The 10941-nt window shown below is 38.8% G+C and carries 12 protein-coding genes; 6 read left to right on the forward strand and 6 right to left on the reverse strand.

The annotated features are described in order from the left end of the window. Window positions 1–441: 441 nt before the first annotated feature. Window positions 442–633: a hypothetical protein gene (locus PHF18_RS14675; RefSeq protein WP_300104163.1), complete on the reverse strand. Its 192-nt coding sequence runs from the start codon at window positions 631–633 to the stop codon at window positions 442–444. 315 nt (window positions 634–948) lie between these two features. Here PHF18_RS14675 and PHF18_RS14680 point away from each other — a divergent pair, with 315 nt between their 5' ends. Then, window positions 949–1083, forward strand: a complete 135-nt coding sequence (locus tag PHF18_RS14680; protein ID WP_300104165.1) for a hypothetical protein — start codon at window positions 949–951, stop codon at window positions 1081–1083. A 131-nt stretch (window positions 1084–1214) separates the two neighbouring features. Here the strand turns inward: PHF18_RS14680 and PHF18_RS14685 are convergent, their stop codons facing one another. Together PHF18_RS14685 and hacA are read right to left on the reverse strand one after the other, a co-directional pair. After that, window positions 1215–1406: a hypothetical protein gene (locus PHF18_RS14685; RefSeq protein WP_300104167.1), complete on the reverse strand. Its 192-nt coding sequence runs from the start codon at window positions 1404–1406 to the stop codon at window positions 1215–1217. 249 nt (window positions 1407–1655) lie between these two features. Further along, entirely contained in the window at window positions 1656–2888 is a 1233-nt protein-coding gene (gene hacA, locus PHF18_RS14690) for a homoaconitase large subunit (protein WP_300104184.1), read from the reverse strand. A gap of 994 nt (window positions 2889–3882) precedes the next feature. Here hacA and PHF18_RS14695 point away from each other — a divergent pair. The 3 genes from PHF18_RS14695 (at window position 3883) to PHF18_RS14705 (ending at window position 6089) form a co-directional block, all read left to right on the forward strand. Next, window positions 3883–4335, forward strand: a complete 453-nt coding sequence (locus PHF18_RS14695) for a hypothetical protein (protein ID WP_300104169.1) — start codon at window positions 3883–3885, stop codon at window positions 4333–4335. A gap of 753 nt (window positions 4336–5088) precedes the next feature. Beyond that, a complete protein-coding gene (locus PHF18_RS14700) occupies window positions 5089–5322 on the forward strand; it encodes a DUF2795 domain-containing protein (RefSeq protein WP_300104170.1) in 234 nt (77 codons plus the stop codon). A gap of 584 nt (window positions 5323–5906) precedes the next feature. Next, the gene (locus PHF18_RS14705) at window positions 5907–6089 is read left to right on the forward strand and encodes a hypothetical protein (protein WP_300104171.1); all 183 of its coding nucleotides are present in this window, start codon (window positions 5907–5909) and stop codon (window positions 6087–6089) included. 464 nt (window positions 6090–6553) lie between these two features. On the opposite strand, the gene PHF18_RS14710 is transcribed toward PHF18_RS14705, so the two are convergent. The 3 genes from PHF18_RS14710 to PHF18_RS14720 all read right to left on the reverse strand — a co-directional run bounded on the left by PHF18_RS14710 (window position 6554) and on the right by PHF18_RS14720 (window position 9325). Further along, window positions 6554–6811 carry a hypothetical protein gene (locus PHF18_RS14710; protein ID WP_300104172.1) on the reverse strand — a complete coding sequence of 86 codons (258 nt, stop codon included), beginning with the start codon at window positions 6809–6811 and terminating at the stop codon, window positions 6554–6556. A gap of 1 nt (window position 6812) precedes the next feature. Continuing rightward, window positions 6813–7013, reverse strand: coding sequence for a hypothetical protein (locus PHF18_RS14715; RefSeq protein WP_300104174.1), 201 nt, complete (start codon window positions 7011–7013; stop codon window positions 6813–6815). A gap of 326 nt (window positions 7014–7339) precedes the next feature. Then, entirely contained in the window at window positions 7340–9325 is a 1986-nt protein-coding gene (locus PHF18_RS14720; RefSeq protein ID WP_300104175.1) for a cation:proton antiporter, read from the reverse strand. 586 nt (window positions 9326–9911) lie between these two features. Between PHF18_RS14720 and PHF18_RS14725 the strand changes: the two genes are divergently transcribed. Together PHF18_RS14725 and PHF18_RS14730 are read left to right on the forward strand one after the other, a co-directional pair. Beyond that, window positions 9912–10529 carry a hypothetical protein gene (locus PHF18_RS14725; RefSeq protein ID WP_300104176.1) on the forward strand — a complete coding sequence of 206 codons (618 nt, stop codon included), beginning with the start codon at window positions 9912–9914 and terminating at the stop codon, window positions 10527–10529. 63 nt (window positions 10530–10592) lie between these two features. Further along, the gene (locus PHF18_RS14730; RefSeq protein WP_300104178.1) at window positions 10593–10856 is read left to right on the forward strand and encodes a hypothetical protein; all 264 of its coding nucleotides are present in this window, start codon (window positions 10593–10595) and stop codon (window positions 10854–10856) included. The last annotated feature ends 85 nt before the right edge of the window (window positions 10857–10941 follow it).

Consider the following 10941-nt stretch of genomic DNA (forward strand, 5'->3'; position numbering starts at 1 on the left):
TATATTTTTCAAGCCAGAGACCTCCGTCTTTCAACGCCCGGCAGGTGATTGAAGGTAGAGTGGGTTTACTGGTTGCTTATCGGCCTGCCGCCCGAAAAATAAAAATGAAGTCTTAAAAATCCCGCCCGGGGAAAGTGAAATTCTGCCTGTGCTCGCCGATTGTGCGGGATTTGGCTGGGCCGCCCCTTGGCTAAATATAAAAATCAAAGTTATATCACCCCTTTTTGAGAGGATCGAAAAGTAATGTTACTTATTCATAAGTTAGTCTGCTTGAAAGCAGCGAAACGGACCGCATGCGTACGAGTCGAAAATACCTATTACTTCTGCCTTGAATCCCCTTGAAAAAATTAAATCTCCGCAGCAAACTGCGGGATATTCAACTGAAATGAAATTCGTATTCAAAATAGAAAGAGCGCTTCTGGTCCTCAGAATTGAGGCTCTCTACTGTGCAATTTCCAGAGCCTCTTCGAGAAGTGAATTTTCATCAATATAACGCCAGATAAATTGGTTTTCTGCCGCTCCACTCTTTTCTATTAGATTAATAATAAGCAAGTTTGTCTCCGTATTGAAAATAAAGTTTAAGATGTTGCCCTGTTTCGTTTCGATATTGAATCGCTCAATGTTTGACTCCATATTTACTCCCCAATTCCCTGTTTAAACCCCGTTTCAGTAAATCGTATTAAGAGATAAATAAATAACAAAGTTTGTCTATATATAGTTATTTTTTGATTTAATCTTTGTTTTAGTTGATCTTGCTCCCTAAACGATTGAAAGCAAAATCATCGGCAACTAAAATAAGTTTCAATTCTGGTTTGATCACATTTCACTCCCCCGCCACAGCCAAAAAATAAAAATGCTCTCTTAAAACTCTCCCGCCGCCTGGAAAGCCAGTTCCTGAGAATCACCCTGTTATAAAATGGAGCACAATTTCGATCTGGTGACAGAAACATGACTTTCACTGTGGGTATAAAAAGTGATTTCACACTTCAGGAAGTAAGTGAGATCATTTGTGAAGCACCTGAATATAACGAGCGCGTTGCAAAATACAAAATCAAAGTTTCACTGGCGCACCCCAGCAGGTAATGGTGTATTCGACTGAAATAAAACCGGTAAGATAGAAACGAACAAAAAATAAAAGAAAAGAGAAAAGGTGACGGGCACAGGCCCGAAAAATAAATAATTAAGAGTTAGTTATGGGCATTTAACCATTACAGTTATTTGTGGCTGTGGAGATGGAAAAGCCCTTCCCTTGCTTTGTCAAGAAGTTTATTTGCTTCCTCAACTTTGCTGGCAGCCTCGATGATATCTTCGGAGGCTTCAAGAAAACCGTCTTTTTTAGCCTTCTCAGCCCATTCTTTAAAACTCTTTATATGGCTATCGTTATGCTCTATCCAGTGCTCAATCAAATGCGAAAGGTTATCGTGACTAAGTTCTTCTGTTATAGATATTCCCTCCTGTTCAGGTATATGCAATTCATGGTATAAATTCCCGCTGGATTTAAACCGGATGCTGGTTTTCAGAGACAGCCAAAAATATTTCAGCTTATTTTGTTGAAGCTGGAGCAGCTTGAAATGTTCGGTTTGAACTGATTTAGCTTAAAAGGATTCTATACAAACTTATTTAGCTTAAACGGATTCGATATAAACTGATTTAGTTCAAACTGTCCTCGGATCAGTTATTTCACCTGTCAGTGCCGAGGCTGCTGCGGTTGCAGGGGATGCAAGATAAATAAAGCCGTCTTTTCCCATCCTGCCTTTGAAGTTCCTGTTTGCGGTTGAAACGCAGACCTCTCCTTCCCCAAGCACTCCCTGATGGGCGCCGAGACAGGGCCCGCAGCCAGGGGTTGCAAGAGTCACACCGGCTTTCAGCAGGGTCTCCATGGTCCCGTTTTCGATTGCTGCAAGAAGGGTGGTGCGGGAAGCAGGGATCACAATTGTCCTGACTGCAACCTTTTTTCCTTTAAGGACTGCCGCTGCTACATCGAGGTCTTCAAGCCTTCCGTTCGTACACGTCCCTATAAAGACCTGGTCTATGTGAGTGCCTTCGACCTCTCCTACAGGCTTTACATTATCCACCTGATGCGGGCAGGCAACCTGAGGTTCGATATCTCCTGCATTGTATGTGAACTCTTTCAGATAAGCAGCGTCAGGATCGGCATAGACGGGTTCATAAGGAGCAGCTGCCCTGTTTTTCAGGAATTCGAAGGTTTTTTCGTCGGGAGGAACAATGCCGGTCTTTGCGCCCATCTCAATTGCCATATTACAGAGCGTCATCCTGCCGGCAACCGTAAGTTCACTGATCGCCTGCCCGTAAAACTCAACTGCTTTGTAGGTTGCCCCGGCAATGCCGGTCTTTCCGATCAGGTAAAGGGTAAGGTCCTTTGCGTAGACACCTTTCGAAAGGCTGCCTTCAACAGTCATCCTGAAGCTTTCCGGGACCTTAAACCAGAGCTTTCCTGCGGCAAAGATTTCAGCCATATCAGTAGCCCCTACCCCTGTTGCAAAAGCCCCGAAAGCTCCGTATGTGCAGGAATGTGAGTCAGCCCCAACAATCAATTTTCCAGGCAGCGCAAAGCCGTTTTCCGGAAGGACCTGGTGGCAGATCCCTTCTCCGACCTCATAGAAGTTAGGTATTTGCTGCTCCTTTACCCATTCCCGGATCTCTTTCTGCAGGGTAGCTGAAGTCTCGGTGTTTGCAGGTGCGATATGATCAAAAGGAATTACGATCCTTGAAGGGTCCCAGACCTTTTCCAGCTCCATTTCCTTAAAAGCATTTACGGCAAGCACCGATGTGCCGTCATGCGCCATTGCATAATCTATATCTGCCAGCACAAAATCGTTAGCTTTTGCCTCTGTCCCCGCTGCCCGGGAAAATATTTTTTCGCTGATTGTTCCCAAAAGTAAGCCTCCTTTCCGAGAATAAAGTGATATTGAATGAAATGTACGCTGAAGAATTAAGGTTTCAGAACTCACTATAACGAAATATATATACTTAATGGATTTGTGAGTTAAAGTTTCTATATAAAGAAAAATTATAAGTGTAAGAAGAAGAATTTTAAGTGCTTTTTTTAAGATATGGAGTTTCTCTTCAATAAAAACTTTATCCTCTGTTCTGCTTTGTGTTATTAATATTTATCCTGTTTTTTATTACCCTGTTATTTAAACTCGAAATATGGAAGTTTTCGACCAAAAATCCCGACAACAAAAAGGCTTCATCAACTTGAAAAATAGAAAAGTACAGCCATTTTATATAAATGCAATCCGTAAACTTTACTTAAGGACTGCTAATTTTTCATATACACTGAATAAACCCTTCAAAAAGAAGCTACAGTGACCCGGACGATTATTAAAGGCTTAATGCCTTCTAATCTTTTTTTTGTTAGTGACCCTCAAGGTAAAAAATAAATACGAAGATTTACATTGTAACATAATAAATACAGTTAAATAATTTCAACACTTACACTATTATGAGACATGACGTTTCTGCAGGTGTCATGTCTCTTCATCCGACCTTCCGCAAATATCTTCAAAAAAAGAACATATCTCATGATATCGTTTTTGGAGATTTATTCGAAAATCTGCAGTTATTAGCTCAACTGAAGCTTCGGGAAAGGGGTGCTGGATATTTTCAATGAAGGCAAAAGGTCGAAAATTGGGGGATATTTCAAAACATATGTTTGAGCAACCAGGGCAGTTTTCAGAAAAAACGATAGCATGAAAATTGTGAAAATTGAAAGGACATCGGAGGAAAGTGGGCTTCATGTGGGGGGGCCCATGGTTATTCCTGCCTCTCCCTAAAAGGGCGGGGTTGTTTCACATTTACCCCTTGATTTTCTAAAATCGTTACTAGATCGAGGATATAATGGCTGAAGAAGGTGATTAAATGCTATCTGATCACGATACATTGACAGTGCATTCGGTAATGAAATGCTTACTGACTGCTGAAGAAGACGAAAAAACTGTAAATCAGGATGGTGAAGAAAGCCTAAATTATCTGCTCAGACAAATTCAGCTTTTGTTTGAAGCAATGGACAACATGGATACAGCAAGAATCCATAAAGAAGGATATAACAGCATAATGTCAACTGGGTACGATGACGATGATTTCATAAAGTATCTTGAAGAATCAGACGACGCTCAGGTTGAAGAGCTTGTACGTTTAGCTGGTGTTACACTTGATGCGTGTAAGAATCACAGAATAATGTCAACTGGGTACGATGATGAAGATTTCATAAAGCATCTTGAAGAATCAGACGACGCTCAGGTTGAAGGGTTTGTGCGTTTAGCTGGTGTTATACTTGATGCGTGTAAGAAGAAAAAGACGAAAACACTGTAAATAATGATGGTGAAGAAAGCCTAAATTATCTGCTCAGACAAATTCAGCTTTTGTTTGAAGCGATGGACAACATGGGTATAGCAAGAATCCGTCAACCGCCCCTGAGCTAAAGACTCAGGGGTTTCCTGCTGAGGGTTTATGAACCTTCCAGTTAGCAGCCAGGGTATTGCTCTGTGTTGAAACATAAAATTACTTCCAGTCTAAAAAGCCCTTCCAGCCCTTATTCTTCTTTTCTTTTCCCAACCCTCGACCTCATTTTTTTCATTTAATCTCTCCTCTGAACCCCATGTCTAAGTTTTTAAAGCCTTAGACATAACGAGGATACTGCAACAGATCAATGATTGGGGACACTCAAGTACTCTATGCGGGTCGTCTATCGAGAAGGAAAATGGATTACGATTAGTTTCTTTTTTGTTAATTTTAGCATAGTATATTATTAATATACGCCATATATTGATACTAAAATACAAAAGTGTATTAATTATTAACATGTTTTTAGAAAAACATGTTAACATTTATATAGTAGATCATCATTGATATTCATACTAACAAAAAAGTTAGGCTTCCTTCAGAAAGCTTGAAAAAGTATCGATTTTCCTGCAAAGAAGGGAGATGTTGTTAAAAGCTAAGGATGGTAACGCCAGGGACGGCATTCTGCAGAATAAAAATAATCTCCGGAAAAGAAGTAAACAAACTCTACAGATGTCGCCAGAGAACTTAAAGGAAATTTAAACAAAAGTAAGGGGAAATATCATGGAAACTGAGATAAAAGGCGCATTTAGTACAAAACTTCCTATGGAAACTCAGAAGATATTAAAAAATATAGATTTTTCTGTAAAAAGGAACGACATTATTGAGCAAGCAAGGAAGAGTGGAGCAATCCCGGACGTACTGCAGGAACTTGGCATGCTTCCAGACAAGAAATACAATAGCGTTGAGGATGTTGCCAGGGAACTTCATATAATTTACATGGGGATCCCCGCTTAAAAAGCGTAACTTCTTTTTTTTTCATTTTTTTATGAATCCCGGAAGTATAAGCTTTTGAAACCTTATAACGTGTCTTAAAATTAAATTTGAGTCAAGTGCGTAAGTCTTAACTTTTTCTGACAATTAAGATCGTCCAATTTATTTGGGCAGTGGAATTGCCTCAAACGCAATTTGGCATCCGTGATAGAGTCACATTTGAGCCTTAGATGGCAATTCACGGATTATTTTAGGAACGTTTTTTAAAAACCAAATTCTGGACAACCTTCCTGCCCAGGGTAACGATGAAATCAATAATCAAAAAAAGTAAGGTGAAAAGTGCTTTCATTTAGTTGTGTATGGTATTCGAAGAGTTTCATTTTTGTTCTGGATAATCTGTACAATGATGGTCCTGGTTTTTTGTGTATCTATGAAAGTTCTAATGATGCAGGCAAATAAAACGAATAAAAAGAAGGCAATTGGCGCACATATCTCAACGATGAGCTAAGCATAGCAAAATGTACTTACGCATCTAATATTATAATACTAGAGCAATAAAAAGAAATAAAGAAAAAATTAATCAAAAATTAAAATAATAGAGGTAATCTATGGTTGAAGTTAAAAAAGTGTGCAAAAAAGCCGCAAAAATAGCTGTTAGTGTTGTTGTAGGCGTTGGTTTAATTGGTTTTATTAAAGGCGTATTTGTAGGCTATTTAATTGGTCATTACAAAGATAATTATTCTTGGCATAACATAAAATGTACTGATGAGACAGACGAAGAGCAAAAATAATAGAGGTGTGTTTCATTGGTCATCGGTTAAGGAATTTTTTTACCTGAAGGCTATCGGTTTTGTACCGGATGTCTGCCTCAAATATTACCATCTTTACCTATAATCGACACCCTGCTCCAGCCCATGTTCTGTTAATATTCCGGGCAGCTGTTATGGTAATGGGTGCAATTTATCATGATTCTTCACTTAACCGAAGGCGTATGAATCCTTTTTTACTTCTTATTTAAATGTACCCTGTGAACCTACCTCCCCTGAACCCAGGAGTGAAACTTTTAAAACCATTTTCTTTGAAAGCGCTTTTAATGAAGTTAAATCAAGTTTTTGAGATGAGCTCTATAAGAACGAGGCGCAAAACGACTATCAAAACAACTATTTTATACTGCAGAATTGGTAAAATGTGAAAATCTGGATAAAAGATTGAAAATCAGCAAGTAGAGGAGCATTAAGCAAGATCTTTGCCATCATCAACGGTACATACGGTTTAAAGGCTCTATTTTTATAACTACCAAAGTTCGTTTTTCATAATCAATTCTATAAAGCAATCTTAAATGAAGGGATAGAAACCTGAAAATGTTCTCTTTACTCTCAGTTATTCTTTTTGCTCCCCGTGGAACTGGATCAAGGACAAACCCATCGAGGATTTCTTTAAGTCTAGAATAGATGACTTTATCTGCACTTTTCAGAAAGGCCTGTGCTGGCATATCAATAAAAACTTCAAACATTTCAGAGCCTCATTTCTTCCAGCTTTTTAAAGGGTATGATTTTTCCTCTGGACTCGTTTTCAAAACTTCTGAAAACTAAATCCTTTTCTTCTGCAGTAAGCAGACTATCGATATCCACCATATGTTCCTTTATTTCCCCAAGTTGCTTTTTAATAAGGTTTAACTCTTCTAAAATCTTTTTATCGATTTTTTCACCACTCATGAAAACCACTATTTTATTTATTATAAACCATAAAAAGTATTTACTATTCAATTACATACAGAATTATTCAATTTCCTGGTTGAATAATACAAGATTGTGGGATTGTTGAACTTGTTTAGAATTTTTTGGCAAATTCTGGGTCTTACAAACAGACGAGTAATATCAAATAATTTCTCAAGAGGACAACAAATCCTGAATCAATTAGAGTAAAATACTTTAGTATCTGCATAGCAAAATAACTTTGTAACATATAAAAATTATAGAGTTGTAGTGATTATCGACTGATTCTGGTAGACAAAGTAAAAATAGTGAGAAAAATAGTATTGTTATACACCATTTTCAAAGAGCTCCCTAATTTCCTCAAGTTGTTCTAGAGGACTGATTACAAGCAGGATATCGTCTGGACTAAATTTCGTCTCAGCTCTCAGATCATACATAAGCCTGTGGTTTCGGGAAATTGCAATAACTGTAACCCCATACTTATTTCGGAGATCAAGATCTCCAAGAGTTTTCCCTGCAGCCCCGGCGTGTTTTTCGACCCTTATACTTTTGACCTCCACATCAGAAAAGTCAAGAGACAGCCCGAATACATTTTTCCTCTGTATTTCAGGGCCGCGCAGCACCATATAATGATCAGCTCGAAGTTGAGTATTCATGCTTTCAATCTCTTTAGCCGGGACCATGTACTTGTTCAGAACTCTGGAGAAAAGCTCTATAGAACACTCAAATTCATCCGAGATAACCTCGTCGGCTCCGAGAGCATAAAAGCTGTCAATTTTGTCCAGGAAGTGAGTCCTTGCAATAATATGGATATCAGGGTTCAGCCTTTTAACCACTTCAATGATTTTCCAGGTACTTACAGGATTGCCTGCAGTTATTACAATTGATTTGGCAGTTTTGATGCCTGTGTGTTCGAGCACGGCTTTTTGAGCGGCATCCCCATAAATGATGTTTACTCCGTTCAGTTTTTCCTGCCGGACAGTCTCCGGATTGATCTCGATTACCACATAGGGGATAGAAGCCTTTTTTGCGGCAATTCCAACATTTTTTCCGCTTACCCCGTAGCCTATTATAACCAGATGGTTCTCAAGCTCATCTTCCTGTCCTCCGTCCTGCAAACTGTATCGGTTATTTGTCAAAATTTTGGGAAGGGAAAGTTGTTGGCTGGAAACTGCAGAATAGTATCCCAGTTCCGTGAAAAAAGGAGTTAGCACCATCGAAAGCACGGTAACGGCAAGAAACTCCTGGTAGATTGTCTCAGAAAATATCCCATTTTCAAAGCCTACCTGCGCAGTGACCAGAGAAAATTCTCCTACCTGAGCCAGGGAAAACCCAACCAGGATCATGGTATGCAGGGGAAAACCTATGAGAAAAGTGGTGAGAGCGTTTACTGTGGTTTTCAGGACAAGAACAAGGACAGTGGCTGTAAGAATCAGTGGGAGATGAGTTAACATCTGGTCAAGGTTCAGCATCATCCCGGTTGAAATAAAAAAGATGCTCATGAACATGTCCTTGAAAGAAATAACCGTCCCGAGCGCCTGTGCAGCATACTCGGACTCGGAGATAATAAGCCCTGCCAGAAAAGCCCCGAGTGCAAGGGAAAGCCCGGCTATGGAAGTTATCCAGGCAACAGCAAGCCCTATTACGACTACGCTCAGCAGGAAAAGCTCATTGTTGCGTGTTTTTGCCACATTGAATAAGACAAAAGGAACTACGTAACGCGCACTTACAAGAGTGAGAAGGACAAGCCCTATCCCCCTGAATAAAAGCTCGAGAAGATCGCTTCCGACCACCGCCTCTCCTGCAAGCAACGGGGCAAGGATGATTATCAAAACCGCAGCTATGTCCTGGAAAATAAGTATTCCGAGTGCTATCCTCCCGTGAGCGCTATAGATCTCCCCTTTTTCCTGCAGCAATTTCAGGACAATAGCCGTACTGCTAAGCGCTACAATAAGCCCCATGAAAACCGCAGTCTCAGGAGAATAACCAAGCCACCATAAGAGAAGAGAAACAACAGCAGCCGTAAGAGACATCTGCAACCCTCCTCCCAGGAGCAGGATCCTCTTTATTTTCAGGAGCTCGCGCAGGGAAAACTCTATCCCGATAGTAAAGAGCAGCAAGACAATTCCGATTTCTGACATAACCTCGATATGTTCAGTCTCCTGAATCAGTCCAAAACCATACGGCCCGGCAAGAATACCGGCAATCAGGAAACCCACGAGTGGAGATATCTTCAACCTGAAAAAAATATAAACAACAGGAATAGAAAGACCAAAAATAATCAGCAGGTCAGTCAGGAGATTAAATGTCATTAATGAAGATAGAAGTAGTAAAGAATATAAGTATTCTTCTGACAACCATTCTGACAGCCACCGGAAAATCCCATTCGAGGAACCTGCAAGCTGGAAAGTAGACAATTATAGCAAGTTTTTAAATTAAAGGGCTGAATAAATAACACAGGAAACACAAAAATTGTGCTTCTGAAGTATTCCACTTTTACTTTTTATTATGGACATTTTGTTTGAATTTGAAATAAGATCAGAAAAAGGAGTATACAAACGCTGCAGATGTCACCGAGGAACTTCAGATAATTTACATGGGGATCCCCGCCTGAAAAGTCTAACTTATTTTTTTCACTTTTTTAGTAACCGATGATCAATTCAATCCTTTTCGACTTCTTTTTTAAACGTACCCTGTGGAACCTGGAAAACAGATATTTCTCATGCCGGGCCGGTTAAAAAGAAGTTATCAAAACTTTCGGCTTTTGTCCAATTTATCCCCTTTTTCTTTTCCGACCCCGGCCTCCTTTTCTTTCATTTCCTCCCTTCCGAGAACCATGGAGAAGTTCAAACTGGAGTTTAGAAAGATTTATGGTTCATTAGTTCTTTATTTATTTTCATGAGTCAGGAAGCTTTTGAAATCGTCGAATTTCAAGCTAAAATGTTTCATGATATAATTGTTGAGAAAAAAAGTGAAGAAAGAGAAAAAAGTCACGATATTAATGATTTCGCCAAATATATAACTTCAGTTTCAGGAATTATAATTGGTGTATTTTCAAGCTCTCTATTAAAAGTAGAGACCTCCTTTCCAAGTCAGGAGGAAACATTACTCCTTCTTCAAACATTTGTTTGTTTCATCTTGGCCATAGATATATCTGTTGTTCTTATTTTTCAGTCACAATTAACTTCTGTATCAAAAGAGCCACTTTTTTTTGAAAAAAACCCAATTGATATTAACGGTCCCGTATTATATGGCCCTTTATTAATTGATGAATTGATTATGGAGACAAAAGAACAAAGGCTAAAGAACGAACAAAACTTTAAAACATTGTTCTCAATAATTACTTATTTTGTTTGTGGGATTATGAGCCTTATTTGCTACATCGGCTACATTTTGACCCCCTCAAATGAAAGAAACATATTTTTGCCATTTAGTTGGATAACAATAATTGCCGTATGGCTGATTTTACGTAGCAAATATAAAGGCCGTCATAATGAGAAAAAAAGTGCAAATTAAATACTTTAACTGTATAACTCTTCTAAGTGAGAATAAAATTCTATCTATTTATGGACGAATGTTATGGAACCTATTACTCAAACAATTCTTACAAAGTCGATAGCCTCTGTAACTGTTTCAGGTGTTCAAAGTCTTCGCAGAAAGTTTGAAAATTCACTATTTAGAAATAAAGAAATCGAAAGAGTAATTTTTGATGGATCTGATTTTGATCCATTAATAGAGGAAAATCTCGACTCTATAGAAAGAGAAATAAGTAATTTAGGCGAAAATTCAAAAATAAACTGTACAGGCTGTATCAAAACCTTTTTGAATTCTACAATTGGGTAATATCCCATTTCAGTTTTTACTTTTGTTTCATTTTCGACAAAAAGAGTTCAATTTTCACAGATCAACATAGCTTATTTGCCTTTCC

Origin of the sequence: Methanosarcina sp. (assembly GCF_028693135.1) — an archaeon.
In the GTDB taxonomy this organism is placed as follows: domain Archaea; phylum Halobacteriota; class Methanosarcinia; order Methanosarcinales; family Methanosarcinaceae; genus Methanosarcina.